Source organism: Marinobacter sp. UBA3607, from assembly GCF_002375525.1.
Lineage (GTDB): Bacteria > Pseudomonadota > Gammaproteobacteria > Pseudomonadales > Oleiphilaceae > Marinobacter > Marinobacter vinifirmus.
Window position 1 is genome coordinate 37,556 of record NZ_DFLY01000004.1, and the last position, 14,252, is coordinate 51,807.

12 protein-coding genes are annotated in these 14,252 nt (G+C 59.1%); 3 read left to right on the forward strand and 9 right to left on the reverse strand.

The window, feature by feature from the left end:
• Positions 1-138 precede the first annotated feature (138 nt).
• A complete protein-coding gene (locus B2589_RS00940; protein WP_036219645.1) occupies positions 139-1,170 on the reverse strand; it encodes an AraC family transcriptional regulator in 1,032 nt (343 codons plus the stop codon).
• A 177-nt stretch (positions 1,171-1,347) separates the two neighbouring features.
• Here B2589_RS00940 and B2589_RS00945 point away from each other — a divergent pair, with 177 nt between their 5' ends.
• Complete coding sequence (locus B2589_RS00945) at positions 1,348-2,220, forward strand: MaoC family dehydratase (protein WP_286815324.1); 873 nt, start codon at positions 1,348-1,350, stop codon at positions 2,218-2,220.
• A 4-nt stretch (positions 2,221-2,224) separates the two neighbouring features.
• Here B2589_RS00945 and B2589_RS00950 read toward each other — a convergent pair whose 3' ends face one another.
• From B2589_RS00950 to B2589_RS00960, 3 genes are read right to left on the reverse strand one after another with little or no spacing between them, the layout of a single operon-like run.
• Positions 2,225-3,796, reverse strand: coding sequence for a response regulator (locus B2589_RS00950; protein ID WP_286815325.1), 1,572 nt, complete (start codon positions 3,794-3,796; stop codon positions 2,225-2,227).
• Between the two features lie 51 nt (positions 3,797-3,847).
• Entirely contained in the window at positions 3,848-4,468 is a 621-nt protein-coding gene (fixJ, locus tag B2589_RS00955; RefSeq protein WP_058341163.1) for a response regulator FixJ, read from the reverse strand.
• Between the two features lie 38 nt (positions 4,469-4,506).
• The gene (locus tag B2589_RS00960; RefSeq protein ID WP_286815326.1) at positions 4,507-6,915 is read right to left on the reverse strand and encodes a Lon protease family protein; all 2,409 of its coding nucleotides are present in this window, start codon (positions 6,913-6,915) and stop codon (positions 4,507-4,509) included.
• Positions 6,916-7,151: 236 nt separating this feature from the next.
• Here B2589_RS00960 and B2589_RS00965 point away from each other — a divergent pair, with 236 nt between their 5' ends.
• Positions 7,152-7,529 carry a PilZ domain-containing protein gene (locus B2589_RS00965; RefSeq protein WP_036219667.1) on the forward strand — a complete coding sequence of 126 codons (378 nt, stop codon included), beginning with the start codon at positions 7,152-7,154 and terminating at the stop codon, positions 7,527-7,529.
• 16 nt (positions 7,530-7,545) lie between these two features.
• Here B2589_RS00965 and B2589_RS00970 read toward each other — a convergent pair whose 3' ends face one another.
• The 5 genes from B2589_RS00970 to pncC form a co-directional block, all read right to left on the reverse strand.
• Positions 7,546-8,313, reverse strand: a complete 768-nt coding sequence (locus tag B2589_RS00970) for a putative bifunctional diguanylate cyclase/phosphodiesterase (RefSeq protein WP_286815327.1) — start codon at positions 8,311-8,313, stop codon at positions 7,546-7,548.
• A complete protein-coding gene (locus tag B2589_RS00975; RefSeq protein ID WP_286815328.1) occupies positions 8,310-9,296 on the reverse strand; it encodes a hypothetical protein in 987 nt (328 codons plus the stop codon). The genes B2589_RS00970 and B2589_RS00975 overlap by 4 nt, the downstream gene beginning before the upstream one ends.
• 27 nt (positions 9,297-9,323) lie before the next feature.
• Complete coding sequence (locus B2589_RS00980) at positions 9,324-9,785, reverse strand: flavodoxin family protein (protein ID WP_273134248.1); 462 nt, start codon at positions 9,783-9,785, stop codon at positions 9,324-9,326.
• 22 nt (positions 9,786-9,807) lie between these two features.
• A complete protein-coding gene (recA, locus tag B2589_RS00985) occupies positions 9,808-10,851 on the reverse strand; it encodes a recombinase RecA (protein WP_286815329.1) in 1,044 nt (347 codons plus the stop codon).
• A gap of 124 nt (positions 10,852-10,975) precedes the next feature.
• A complete protein-coding gene (pncC, locus tag B2589_RS00990; RefSeq protein WP_022989401.1) occupies positions 10,976-11,476 on the reverse strand; it encodes a nicotinamide-nucleotide amidase in 501 nt (166 codons plus the stop codon).
• A 103-nt stretch (positions 11,477-11,579) separates the two neighbouring features.
• Here pncC and mutS point away from each other — a divergent pair, with 103 nt between their 5' ends.
• The gene (mutS, locus tag B2589_RS00995) at positions 11,580-14,204 is read left to right on the forward strand and encodes a DNA mismatch repair protein MutS (RefSeq protein WP_286815330.1); all 2,625 of its coding nucleotides are present in this window, start codon (positions 11,580-11,582) and stop codon (positions 14,202-14,204) included.
• Positions 14,205-14,252: the final 48 nt, after the last annotated feature.

Consider the following 14,252-nt stretch of genomic DNA (forward strand, 5'->3'; position numbering starts at 1 on the left):
ACCAACTGAACTACCGCTCCGCGCGGCGTGCCTGAGCTGTCTTGCGACTGCTCTGTGACAACGAGGGCGCATTATAAAGACGCCCCCGTTTATGTCAACGCTTTTGAAGAACTTTTTTCAGATTTTCAGAAAACCGCCTTACATGGCGTCGACCATCACATCCTTGGTCTGGGCGGTTTTACGGTACTCGATCGGCGTCATGCCAGACCAGCGCTTGAACGCTCGGTAAAACGTGCTGGGTTCGGAGAAACCGGTCAGATACACGATCTCGTCGATGGACTCGTCGGTCGTTGCCAGCAGCTGTCGGGCCAGCCGGTAGCGGAAATCCGCCAGCACCTGGTTGAAACTGGTTTCAGCTTCGGTCAGCCGGGTGCGCAGGGTTCTGGGCTTGATACCCAGCCTTTCGGCCACCGCATCCAGTGTCACCTCACCGCTGTCCAGCAGCTCGGCAATAATCCGCTCCACCTGCCCTACGATGTCTTTCTTCTCGAGCCTCGCTACCTGCTCACTGGCAAAACGCTCGTGCAGGGCCAGCAGTTCCGGCTCGGCATGGGGCGAGGCATAGGACAGAATTTCCACCGGGAAGTACAGACGGTTTTCACGGGCGCCGAACACCACATCACAACCGAGCACTTCCTTTGCGTGGTCGATACCTTTTTCCCGCTCATGCTCGAACTCGATGCGGGAGGGATAAAAACGGCCATCGGTGATGGATTTGAAGAAGGTAATCAAGCCCTGCACAAAACACTCGTTGAAGTGCCGCAGCCGGCTGACTTCTTCCGAGGCTGCATCCAGCACCATGCAGGCTTCGTCGCCTTCCACAAAGAAATCGGTATTGGCCGCATCACTCAGCAGGCGCTGATAGTTCTGGGCCCGGCGAAGACCTTCGCCAAAGGTGGGGCTACTCAGGAACAGGTATTCCAGTACCTGCCCTTTGTAGGCCGGCAACAGTGGCCCCAGGTGCAGGCCAACATCTTCATCACCGGATACATCTTCAACCGCCTGCCAGAAATACAGCTGGGCATTGTGGGGAGTTCGGAGCTGATCGGTATAAACATACTGCTCGTCTACACCCAGACGGCTGAAAATAGCATTGGTATCAATGCCCTTTTTCTTCATCGCCTCATAAATCAGGCGCAGCATCACGCCCGCATCACGTAGTTCCTGCATAGAGTCCCGCTTTTTTATTTATCAGTTACCACTTTGACCCACCGGACAGGGTTCGGAGCACGCCGGGTCAATGCCACCTCTGGCCGGGTTTGCCAGACTTTCGTCGTACATTAGAGCATATCAGGCCACGCACGCACAGTTGTACCTGAAACCATTAATAATCGGGAGAAAGCCTTAATGCCGGATTCACTGGTCTACCACAGCGCACCGCCGGCCTTGCTGCCACTGTATGGCAAGGCCCTGCTGCCCAAACAACACAAGCCGGGCGAGCAAACCCGCATTCCGGACCTGCAGGCAGACCTGCTGGGGATTGCCACCAACACTCCGGCCCTGAAAACCTATCAGCGCATATGCGGGTTCAAGCCAGGCTCCCGGGCCCCCATTACCTGGCCCCACATCCTGGCGTTCCCCCTGCACCTGAAGCTGCTGACGGAAAAATCCTTTCCCCTGCCCTTGCTGGGGCTGGTGCACCTGCGCAACACCATCATCCAGCATCGCCCGGTCAGTGCCGGCGAAAACCTGGATATACAGGTAACGCTGGGCAACCAGCAGCGCACAGACAGGGGCATGGAGTTCGACCTGATTACCGAAGCCCGGGCCGCCGGCAAGCTGATCTGGGAAGAAACCAGCACCAACCTGTTCCGGATGGCCGGCCAGGGAACCTCCGGAGGCAGCAAGAATCCGCCGCAACTGGACCATTACCCGTTCTCTGAAGCCATCAAGGCGCCGGAAAGCATCGGCCGGCAATATGCGAAGGTATCCGGTGACCGCAACCCCATCCACATGCACGCCCTGAGCGCCCGGGCTTTCGGTTTTCCGCGGGCGATTGCCCATGGCATGTGGACCAAGGCCCACGCACTGGCGCTGTTGGAACAACAGGAAGGCTGGCAGTCAGGGCCGGTGAAGGTCAGCTGCCAGTTCAAGAAGCCGCTGTTCCTGCCCGGCACCGCGCAGCTGAACTGGCGCACCGGGGCAGACGGCTGGGACTATCAGATTCTGAATGCCAAGGGAGACGCGCCCCACCTTACCGGGCGCATAGACTGGCTATAAGGGGTCAGGCTTCGTCGGGGGTGCAGGGCGCGCCCTCGGCGCCTGCAATGGGCAACACAAACCAGAAACAGGCACCGTCGCCTTCCGGGCGCTGGTACCCGATATCGCCACCCTGGGCCTGCATCAGCGAGCGACAGGTAGCAAGGCCAATGCCCATGCCATCTTCCTTGGTGGTGTAGAACGGGTGGAACAGCTTGTCCTCGGCCTCTTCCGGCACACCGACACCGTGGTCACGCACCTCTACCCGAACACACTGATCGCCACAACGCCGTGCTGAAACCTCCACAGGCTGGGACGAACCGGCACTGCGGGTTGCCTCCAGGGCGTTGCGGATCAGATTCAGGGCCACCTGCTGCACCTGGATGGGGTCTGCCAGTACACCCGGCAGATCGTCGTCTACCCGCACCTCAATGCCGCCTTCGTTGTTGCGCATGTCCACCTCGGCAAACTGCCGGGTGTCTTCCAGCAACTCGGGCACCGACAATTCTTCCTTGCCAGTGGCAGGCTTTTTCATAAAGCGGCGGATGCGGCGGATAATCTCGCTGGCCCGGTGGGACTGGGCATCGATTTTATCCAGGGTTTCACCCAGCAGCTCAAGGTCCGGCTCGTCCTTGGCCATCATGCGCTTGGAAACCCGGGCATAGTTGGAAATCGCGGTCAGCGGCTGGTTTACCTCGTGGGCAAAGCCGGCGGCCATCTCGCCCATAGTGGTCAGGCGGGACGTATGGGCCAGCTGATCGCGCTGCTCCTGCACCAGCTCACGGGCTTCTTCCAGGGCTTTTTCGCTTTCCAGCTCGGCGGTAATGTCGTGAAACACCACCACAGCGCCATGCAGCTCATCGCCATCAAGCTTCGGGGTGGCCCGGTATTCTGCAGGGAAGCTGCTGCCATCGGCACGCAGCATCTGGATATCCCGCTGGTGTTCAGGCACACCTTTGTTACAGGTCGCCATCACCGGCAGGCTGTCACGGCATTCTTCAGCCGTGGCAAAGTGCAGGTCAAAGAAACATTTGCCGATCAACTCTTCAACCGGGCGGCCGGCAATCGCGGCGGCAGCCGGGTTGGCAAACTCGATCAGGCCGTTTTCGTCCAGCCCGTAGATGCCTTCGCTGATGGAATCCAGGATGCGGGTCTGGTCGCCCTGCAGTTCCCGGTTACGGGCCTGCAGCTCACGTTCGAGCCGGATAACCCGGGCATGGGTTTTCACCCGGGCGATCACTTCCAGGGACTGGAACGGCTTGGAGATGTAATCGGCCCCGCCCAGGGAAAAGCCCTTCACCTTGGCCTGCAGGTCGTCCAGGGCGGACAGGAATACCACGGCGATGTCGGCGGTTTCGGGATCGGCCTTCAGGCGCTCGCACACCTCATAGCCATCCATCTCCGGCATCATAATATCCAGCAGGATCACTTCCGGGTGGTGACGGTGGGCCAGGTCCAGTGCTTTCTCGCCTTCGTTGGCAATCAGCAGGCGGTAGCCTTTGTCTTTCAGGGTCTCGTAGAGGACTTTCAGGTTCTGCGGGTTGTCATCAACCAGCAGGACCGTCACCTCTGAGTTCTCACTGACAACTTCAGTCATACAAGCGTGGCCGGTTATAAACGTTCTGGCATGATGACCACAGCAACCGGCTTAGTCGATAAGGTCCTTTACGGACAGAACCATACGCACCAGATGTGCAAGGGAATGTGTACCCATCTTGTGCATAACCCGGGAACGGTGGATTTCCACGGTGCGCTGGCTGATCTCCAGCTCGATGGCAATCACCTTGTTGGCCTGGCCGGCAATCATGCGGTCCATGATTTCGGCTTCCCGCGGGGTCAGGCTTTTCACCCGGCGGATGATTTCCTGTTTTTCGTCCAGGGTCTTGCGCTGCTCGAGGTCCTGCTCCAGGGCCGCCTCGATCTTTTCCAGCAGGGCTTCTTCCCGGTACGGCTTCTGGATGAAGTCCACCGCGCCTTCTTTCATGGCGTCTACCGCCATCGGCACGTCACCGTGGCCGGTCACAAAGATAATGGGCAGAATCGAATGCTTTTCGTTCAGCTTCTTCTGCAGCTCCATGCCGTCCATACCCGGCATACGGATATCCAGCACAATGCAGCCGGCCATTTTATCGGAGTAGTCCTTCAGAAAGGCGTTGGCGCTTTCGTAGGTCTTCACCGGCTTGCCATCGGATTTCAGCAACAACTCCAGGGAGTCGCGGACGGCTTCGTCGTCTTCTACCACGTACACAGTTTGCTGGATATCAGTCATGGATCTCTATTCTCCTGTCCGTTTTATTATGGTCCCGGTCAGTGGATGGACGGGTCTTTGTGCTCGTCCCGCGCGTGTTCCTGCCGCTCGTGTTCCCGCATTTTCTCAAGCCGCTGCTGAATAATGCCAAAAACACTCTGCCTGGGATACCGGCCTTTGTCATTCGCCTTGCCAGCGGGCTTGCCCAGCAGCAAGGTAACGGCCTCTTCCACCCGGCTTACCGGGTAAACCGCAAACTGGCCATTGCGCGCACCCTGCACCACTTCACTGTCGAGCATCAGGTTCTGCACGTTGGTTTCCGGAATGATCACACCCTGGGTGCCGGTCAAACCACCCTTGAGCTCGCAGGTGGCAAAGAAGCCTTCAATTTTCTCGTTCACACCGCCAATGGGCTGCACCTCGCCAAACTGGTTCACTGAACCGGTAATGGCCAGGTCCTGGCGCACCGGCACACCGGACAACGACGAGATCAGCGCCACCAGCTCCGCCAGCGATGCGCTGTCGCCGTCTACCTCACCATAGTTCTGTTCCATGGTCAGGCTGGCAGACAGGTGCATGGGGTCGTTCACCGCAAAGTAAGAGGCCAGCCAGGAGCTGAGAATCATCACACCCTTGGAGTGAATGTTGCCACCCAGCTTTACGTCACGCTCGATATCCATCACGGCACCATCACCATAGTAGCAGGTTGCCGTTACCCGGTTAGACAAGCCGAACTCGAAACCGCCGGTAGACAGCACAGACAACGCATTCACCTGCCCCACGCAGGTGCCGGAGGTGGTGACCAGCGTGGTGCCGTCGCGAATGGAATCGTAGAACTGGTCACGAATGCGACTGCTGCGGTAACGGGCACTTTCCAGCGCCCGCTCCACGTGCACCTCGGTAATCAACCGGGCACCGGCCTGGCGGGCCCAGAAATCCGATTCACGCAGCAGATTGGCAATATCCGCGGCATGCAGAGATAACCGGTCCTGGTGGTCGGCCATACGGGCGCTGTGTTCGATTACCCGGGCCACCGCCCTGGTGTTGCAATGCAGCAGTTTCTTTTCCACCACCAGGCTGGCAATAAACTTGGCGTACTGCAGCTGGCTTTCCGCCGTGCGGTACATTTCATTCTCGAAGTCCGCCGTTACCCGGAACAGCTCGGCAAACTCGGAATCGTATTCCTGCAGCAGCATCCAGGTTTCGCGGTCCCCGAACAGCACAATCTTCACGTCCAGCGGCACCGATTCCGCCTCGATGGAAATCGTCCCGGAGAGGGTCAGTTCCCGCTCCAGGGAGTTGATCTGAAGGGTACGGGAGCGCAGCGCCCGCTTCAGGCCATCCCACACGAAGGGCTGCTCCAGCACCTTGATGGCATCCATCAGCAGGTAACCACCGTTGGCCTTGTGCAGGCTGCCGGGGCGAATCAGCGAGAAGTCAGTAAACACCGTGCCCTTGTAGGTGACGTTTTCCACGTAACCGAACAGATTGTGGTAGGTGGGGTTATCTTCCACCACCACGGGTACTTCGTTGCTGGTCTGGTGTACCAGCACATTCACGATGTAGCGGCGGGGTGTTTTCTTGTCCAGCGACGCATAGGCAATGGCCGCCTGTTCTTCGTCGTCTTCCAGGAATATATCCAGGTTTTCAGCCAGGTCTTTGCGCACCGCTTCCAGGTAGGCCGTTACGTCTGGCAGCTCTTTATACTTGTCTTTCAGCTCGTCAATCTGGTGGCCGGAGATGCCTTCCAGGGTTTCCTGGTTCAGGGCCTGTTGTTTCTCGGCGTATTCCTGCTCCCAGTCTGCCAGCTTGCGCAGAACCTGCCGGAGTTTCTTCTCCAGCTTGTTGATGACTTCCTCGAACTTGTCCCGCTGCTCCTGGGTGAGGGCCTGGAAGCTTTCCGCCGTGTGGGGCTCTTCGCCGTTCATAGCCACCAGCCGGTATCCGCCGGGGGTGCTGATGGTCAGGCGCACTTTCTTGCGCTTGGCCTGGTTGGCTACTTTTTCGAGTTCGTCTTCCTGCAGCTTGACGTAGTCGTTCTTCAGCTGCTCCGCACGCTCCAGAAAACTGTCGCCCTCGAAGGTCTGGGGAATCATCTTCACCAGCCGGGCCATCAGCTTTTCCATGTCCTGCTTCAACTGGGTGCCCTTGCCCGAGGGCAGCTTCAGCAGCTTCGGGTTACGAGGCTCTTCGAAATTGGCCACGTAACACCAGTCATGGCTTTGCTGCTCGGTGTCTACATGGTGCTCCAGGTAGCGCAGCATCATGGTGCGCTTGCCCAACCCGTTCCGGCCTACCGCATACACGTTGTAACCACCGTGGGGCATGGCCAGTGCGAAGCGCACGGCTTCCTGGGCACGGTTCTGGCCGACGATCTCAGCCAGCGGCTCAAGTTGCCGGGTGGTTTTGAATGGCAGCTCTTTCAGAACACAGGATTTGTAGAGTTGGTGCAGCGGCAATGACTTCAAGTTTGCTTCCCGTCGACATCGGTTTGAATGGTTTTGAACCCGCCATTGTAGTGTTTGCCAGACAGACTGTCGCCTACCGGTTCCGGTTTTATCCGATCAGGCCGGAGCAACTGCCGGGTGAGACGCCGGTCACACTTTTCATGTTGATCAATTTTCAGACAACCCGGCGCTGGCTACACTTGAGGGTCCGGATGGCTTCCGGAAACAACAAAGACAAAAAGACAGTGGATGCAGCCATGGCAAGTAAGCCCTCAGATCGCCGAATCAAGGAACGGTTTCCCGCCACCTGCCTGAACGTGCAGCTCAGTGAACGCGGCTTTTTTGGCCGTGGCAAGAACCCGGTGGCGGTGAACTGCCTGGATATGAACCGCTACGGCATGGCGGTTCAGTGCCCCCGGCCGGTCGAACCCGGCGCCCGCCTGTACCTGCAAATCCGCGGCAAATATATAAACGAACCCCGCGTAGCGGCCCGCGTAGTCCGCTGCCAGCCATGGCGCACCGGCTTCCGGGTGAGCGTTCAGTTCAGTTACTGCCTGGACCAGAAACGCTATTCCCGGGCCGTCGACAATGCCCTGTCACGCATTGAAGGCTTTTACAGCCGCCTGGCCGGCTAGGCCACCGCCTGCCCGCTTACCCGGCTTTACCAATCCACTGCACCAGATCCTCGAACAACATGGGCCGGGCAAAGTAGTAGCCCTGGAAGCTCTCGCAACCATGGCTCTTCAGGTAGCAAAACTGCTCCTGGGTTTCCACGCCTTCGGCCACCACGTTCAGCCCCATTTCCCGGGCGAGGGTAATCACACCCTTGCACACCGCCGCGTCTTTCTCGTTGGTGGTGACGTTGTCTACAAAGCTGCGGTCGATCTTGATGTTGTCCACCGGCAGGTCTTTCAGGTAACTGAAACTGGAAAAACCGGTGCCAAAATCATCAATGGCCGTGGCAACCCCCATGTCGTTCAGGGCATTGAGGATATCAATGGCGCCTTCGCTGTCTTTCATCAGGATGCCTTCGGTCAGCTCCAGCTCCAGGTGTTCCGGTGCAAGGCCGGTGTCTTCCAGAATCGACCTGAGCACCGTCAAAAAGCCCGGGCGGTGGAACTGCAGCGGCGACAGGTTCACCGCCATACGGCCCTTCAGCAGCCCCATCTCCAGCAACCGCCGTGCATCTTTACACGCCTGGGTGGTTACCCACTTACCCAGGTGGGCAATCTGGCCGGTTTTGATGGCCTCCTGTAATTCATTACGCAACTCCACACGCTTGGACAGCTTGGAATCCAGGTCTTCGGAGTACACCACATAGGTATCACGCCCCTGCTGCTTGGCCTTGTACATGGCCATATCAGCCTGCTGAATCAGCTTTTCCGGGCCGGTGAGCTGCTTTACCGGTGCTCCTATCACTTCCTCGCGGGAATACCCCGTAGAGAAAGTACCGATGCCGGGCCAGCCGTGGCACTGAGTACAAGGTCCGGGCCGTTGGGAATATTTACTGGCACATGCTCGTAAACCTCATGTTCCAGGTGATGAAGTGCAATAGCTCGCTCCACAGCCGGGCTGTCCGCTCCCTCAAGCCGGATCTCGAAATCGTAATAGTCCCTGGATGATTCAAGCGCCAGCAACTCCGCCACATCAAATACCGCGAGGAAATACGCACCCGAATCCAGGTCTGGCCGCACCAGGGCGATCGCCGAAAACGGCTTAGCCGGGTCCGGGAATATCCAGGCGCTGGCCAACCGTTCGTCGCGCGCATTGCGAACCCAACCCAACACTTCCGGGTTGACGGTCTGATCCATCACCCACAGCAGATCCTCAGGGTTACGACTCCGCCGCCACACCGGAGACCGACCATCCCGGAACAACATCAGGGACTTCAGGGCCGGCGTATCTTTGAAATACCAGCGCATTTCGGTTTGCTCGAGAGCTTCAGGCACTTCAAAGCCCAGCGACGCCCACCGGTTGGCCAGCCGATCAATCAACGCTACAGAAGACTGCAACTCCAGTTTTAGCTCGCTGGCATAGTACTGAATGGTAGAGCGGGCAATGTGGTGCCGCTCTTCATGGGTGCCCCAACTGGCAATGACCGACAACACAAACGTGCCAAATACGCCAGCCACCCCAGCAACTACGCCGTCTCGCCGCAGCATGAACGGTTTGCCTGAATCACGCTGCGCCAGGATGATCAACGCGATGCCAAATCCCAGGCAAAACAACCCGGCAATCAGCGAAAAACCTTCAACCAGACCGCCCGGCCCACCCATCAGACCCCGACGAACATTCTCCAGCACCGCATAGGAGCCAATCGCCAGGCCGAAACAACCGGCAAGCAGCGCATACAACCGCCCTGCTGCCCCGCGCAGCCCGATGAGAGATACGCTGGCCAGCACCAATTAAACGCCGTAGCGCCAGGATTTTCAGATAATCCCGGCATCCAGGCTGGCCGCCACAAACAGCCCCAACTCTTCACACTGGTCGGCAAATTCCGGCTGGTAGTCACCCCGGCACAGCAGGGGTTCCTGAATAAGTTTCCAGCGCAGGCCAGTGGTGATGCTGTCTATGGCGCGGCGTGTGCCGGTGCCATCGTGGCCGGCGCGAATATAGAAAGTAAAAGGCAGGCCCTGGGTTTTCTCCAGGCAGGGGTAATAGCTACGGTCAAAGAAGTCTTTGAGGGCGCCCGACATATAGCCGAGGTTTTCGGTGGTGCCAAGGATGATGGCGTCACAGGCGAGAACATCTTCGGGGCCGGCTTCGAGCGGCGCTTTCACCACCACTTCCACCGCTTCAATATCCGGGTTACGGGCGCCCTTTTCCACAGACTCCCGTAACCGCAGGGTATTGGGAGACGGTGCATGGGCTACTATCAACAGTCGCTTCATGTAACGCCTCCCGGGTTCTTACTTAGAGCAATTCACCGTTCGCTTCCACCGGCGCTTCTGCCGCCTCTTTCTTCACCGGCTTGGGCATCAGCTTGTCGCGAACCTTGGCTTCGATTTCGTTGGCGATATCCAGGTTCTCTTCCAGGAACTTGCAGGCATTGGCCTTGCCCTGACCGATCTTGTCACCGTTGTAGGCGTACCAGGCACCGGATTTGTCGACGAAGCCTTCTTTCACACCCATGTCCAGAACTTCGGCCATGTGGTAGATGCCCTTGCCGTACATGATCTGGAACTCGGCCTGTTTGAACGGCGGCGACACCTTGTTCTTGACGACTTTCACGCGGGTCTCGTTACCCACCACTTCGTCACCTTCTTTCACCGCACCGATGCGGCGGATGTCCAGGCGTACGGAAGAGTAGAATTTCAGGGCGTTACCGCCGGTGGTGGTCTCGGGGCTGCCGAACATCACACCGATCTTCATACGAATCTGGTTGATGAACACCATCAGGCAGTTGGCGTGCTTCACGTTACCGGTCAGCTTACGCAGCGCCTGGGACATCAAACGGGCCTGCAGGCCTACGTGGCTGTCGCCCATTTCGCCTTCAATTTCCGCTTTCGGCGTCAGGGCCGCTACCGAGTCGACGATGATGACGTCGATGGCATTGGAGCGTACCAGCATATCCGCGATTTCCAGGGCCTGCTCGCCGGTGTCCGGCTGGGAGACCAGCAGGTCGTCGACGTTTACGCCCAGTTTTTCAGCGTAGATAGGGTCCAGTGCGTGCTCGGCGTCGATGAAGGCACAAGTTTTGCCGGCTTTCTGCGCTTCGGCGATCACTTGCAGGGTCAGGGTGGTTTTACCGGAGCTTTCCGGGCCGTAGATCTCTACAATCCGGCCATACGGCAAGCCACCAATACCCAGTGCCACGTCCAGCCCCAGGGAGCCGGTGGATACCGCAGGAATGGCTTCACGGGGCTGGTCGCCCATTTTCATCACGGCGCCCTTGCCGAACTGGCGTTCAATCTGGCCCAGTGCTGCGCTGAGTGCTTTCTTGCGGTTGTCTTCCATTGTTACCTGCCCCTCACTATTCGATATGACGACACCGGAGGTGTATCCAGTGTTTTCCTGTATATTTGAACAGTATTAAAACATAAGCCTTGGCACAGACCAACCCCTGCCGGGGTGAAAAACATCACAGTGTTTTCAGAAACTCCGTAACCCCTTGCAACACATACAAAACCGATTGCCGGCGTACCTGTTCCCGGTCGCCGTCAAAGTGCTGAACACGGGTTTGCGTGTTGTCCGGGCCGGTTCCCCAGGCAAACCATACCGTGCCTACCGGCTTTTCTTCGCTGCCGCCACCAGGGCCGGCAACGCCGCTGATGGCCACGGCCACATCCACACCGGTGGCGCGAACGGCACCGGCCACCATCTGGCGCACCACCGGTTCGCTGACGGCGCCGTGCTCGGCCAGCACCTTTTCTTCTACGCCCAGAATGGCCTGTTTGGCCTCGTTGCTGTAGGTCACCAGCCCGGCCATCACATAGGCAGAGGAACCCGCCCTGTCTGTCAGCACCTTGGCCACCCAGCCACCGGTGCAGCTTTCGGCGGTGGCCATGGTTCTGCCCTGCTGTATCAACAAGTCTCCCAGCGCATTGCCGGCGGTTTCCAGTTGCTGATCGGTTGCTTGCATAGCCATCTCCAAGCTTCTGTTGCCAAACCCTTCGTTTCATCCCGGGCGTTATTTTCTTACAATCCCCGCTTTGACCCAAACGCACGATCAACCGGACGCTTCCATGCCAGCAACCCAGACCGATCTTTCCAAGCATACCCCCATGATGCAGCAGTACCTGAAGATCAAGCGGGAGCACCCGAACGAGCTGGTGTTCTACCGCATGGGTGACTTCTACGAGCTGTTTTACGACGATGCCAAAAAAGCCGCCGAGTTGCTGGACATTACCCTGACCGCCCGGGGGCAATCCGGCGGCAATCCTATACCCATGGCCGGCGTGCCTTTCCACGCCGCTGAGGGCTACATTGCCCGCATGGTGCGCGCAGGTCAATCCATTGCCATTGCCGAACAGATTGGCGATCCGGCCACCAGTAAGGGGCCGGTGGAGCGGAAGGTGGTGCGCATTGTTACCCCCGGCACCCTGAGTGATGAAGCCTTCCTGGAAGACCGGTGCGATAACCTGCTGGCAGCAATTTTCAGCCATAAAGAGCAGTTCGGCTTTGCCTCGCTGGATATTTCCAGTGGTCGCTTTGCAGTGTCTGAACTGGACAGCCTGGAAGCCCTGCAGGGCGAACTGCAGCGCTTGCGCCCGGCCGAGATACTGATCAGCGAAGACTTCCCTTTCGGTGACCTGCTGGAAGGCTTCACCGGTGTGCGCCGGCAAGGCCCCTGGCTGTTCGAGCTGGATTCGGCCCGGCGGGTGATTACCCAGCAGCTACAGGTGCGTGACCTCACCGGTTTTGGCTGCGAAGACCTGCACCTGGCGATTTGTGCCGCCGGCTGCCTGCTGCAGTACGCCCGGGAAACCCAGCGCACCGCCCTGCCCCACATTCGCAAACTGACACGGGAGCGCCGGGAAGACGCAGTGATCCTGGATGCCGCCAGCCGCCGCAACCTGGAAATCGACACCAACCTGATGGGCGGCCAGCAATACACCCTGGCCTGGGTGATGGACCGCACGGCCACCGCCATGGGTGCCCGGGAATTGCGCCGCTGGCTGAACCGCCCGCTGCGGAATGTGGAGGTGGTCCAGCAACGCCAGCAGTCAGTCTCGGCCCTGCTGGACGGTTTTCACTATGAACCGGTGCACGACCTGCTCAAGCGTGTGGGCGACATCGAACGGATCCTGGCGCGGGTAGCCCTGCGCTCGGCCCGGCCCCGGGACCTCGCCCGCCTGCGGGATGCTTTCCAGACCCTGTCGGAGCTTCAGGAAGTCCTGAAGCCCGTTAGTTCCAGCCATGTAGCCCGGCTGGCCGGAACCATTGGCGAATACCCGGAGCTTGCTGACTTGCTGGAGCGGGCCATTATCGAAAACCCGCCGGTGGTAATCCGCGAGGGCGGCGTGATCGCCGAGGGCTTCGACGAAGAGCTGGACGAGTTGCGCAACATCAGCGAGAACGCCGGCCAGTACCTGCTGGATGTGGAAACCCGGGAGCGGGAGCGTACCGGCATCTCTACCCTGAAAGTGGGCTACAACCGGGTGCACGGCTATTACATTGAAATCAGCAGGGCCCAGTCTGCCCAGGCGCCAGTGGATTACATCCGTCGCCAGACCCTGAAAAACGCCGAACGCTTCATCACGCCCGAGCTGAAAGAGTTCGAAGACAAGGCCCTGAGTGCCAAGAGCCGCGCCCTGGCCCGGGAAAAAGGCCTGTATGACGACGTCTTGGAAACCGTGGCCGAACAGCTGGCGCCGCTGCAGGATGCCGCCCAGGCCCTGGCCGAGCTGGATGTGCTGAGTAACTTTGCCGAGCGCGCCACCAGCCTGCGCTTTACCGCACCGGAGTTTACTGACCAACCCGGTTTTGATGTGGAAGAAGGCCGCCACCCGGTGGTGGAGCAACTGCTGGACGAGCCTTTTGTGCCCAACAACCTGCTGATGGACACCAAACGCCGGATGCTGGTGATTACCGGCCCGAACATGGGCGGTAAGTCCACCTACATGCGCCAGGCCGCCCTGATTGCCCTGCTGGCCTACACCGGCAGCTTTGTGCCCGCCAACCGGGCGGTGCTGGGGCCGGTAGACCGGATTTTCACCCGCATGGGCTCTTCCGACGACATCGCCGGTGGCCGCTCTACGTTCATGGTGGAGATGACCGAAACCGCCAACATCCTGCACAACGCTACCGAACACAGCCTGGTGCTGATGGACGAAGTGGGCCGTGGCACCAGCACCTTCGACGGCCTGTCCCTGGCCTGGGCCACGGCAGAGCACCTGGCGAAGGACATTCGCTGCTACACCCTGTTCGCCACCCACTACTTCGAGCTGACGCAACTGGCGGATGACCTGGAACATGCGGTAAACGTGCACCTGACTGCCACGGAGCATGATGATTCCATCGTGTTCCTGCACAATGTGCATGACGGGCCCGCCAGCCAGAGCTATGGTTTGCAGGTGGCCAAGCTGGCCGGCGTGCCGCAGGATGTTATCCGTAACGCCAAGGCCCAGCTGGCACACCTGGAAGGCAGCGCCAGCCCGTCAGCGCCGGCCCCGGAGCATGTGCATGAACCGGCGCCGAAAGCCGTCAAACAACCGACCAGCGCGGAAACGGTTTATCAGGGTGATATGTTCGCCATGGCGGAGCCAAGCGCGGTGGAAGAGGCCTTACAGCAGCTGGATGTTGATGGCCTGTCGCCCCGGGACGCCCTGAACCAGCTGTACGAACTGCGGGCATTACTGAACAAATAACAGAAAACTGGGCCAAACTTGATCTGTGTAATAAGGTTATAGCAGCCC

What these genes read in the sequence shown, in the direction of transcription:
- B2589_RS00940 (WP_036219645.1), bottom strand. Translation starts at nt 1,170, where the DNA reads ATGCAGGAACTACGTGATGCGGGCGTGATGCTGCGCCTGATTTATGAG.
- B2589_RS00945 (WP_286815324.1), top strand. Translation starts at nt 1,348, where the DNA reads ATGCCGGATTCACTGGTCTACCACAGCGCACCGCCGGCCTTGCTGCCA.
- B2589_RS00950 (WP_286815325.1), bottom strand. Translation starts at nt 3,796, where the DNA reads ATGACTGAAGTTGTCAGTGAGAACTCAGAGGTGACGGTCCTGCTGGTT.
- fixJ (WP_058341163.1), bottom strand. Translation starts at nt 4,468, where the DNA reads ATGACTGATATCCAGCAAACTGTGTACGTGGTAGAAGACGACGAAGCC.
- B2589_RS00965 (WP_036219667.1), top strand. Translation starts at nt 7,152, where the DNA reads ATGGCAAGTAAGCCCTCAGATCGCCGAATCAAGGAACGGTTTCCCGCC.
- B2589_RS00980 (WP_273134248.1), bottom strand. Translation starts at nt 9,785, where the DNA reads ATGAAGCGACTGTTGATAGTAGCCCATGCACCGTCTCCCAATACCCTG.
- recA (WP_286815329.1), bottom strand. Translation starts at nt 10,851, where the DNA reads ATGGAAGACAACCGCAAGAAAGCACTCAGCGCAGCACTGGGCCAGATT.
- pncC (WP_022989401.1), bottom strand. Translation starts at nt 11,476, where the DNA reads ATGCAAGCAACCGATCAGCAACTGGAAACCGCCGGCAATGCGCTGGGA.
- mutS (WP_286815330.1), top strand. Translation starts at nt 11,580, where the DNA reads ATGCCAGCAACCCAGACCGATCTTTCCAAGCATACCCCCATGATGCAG.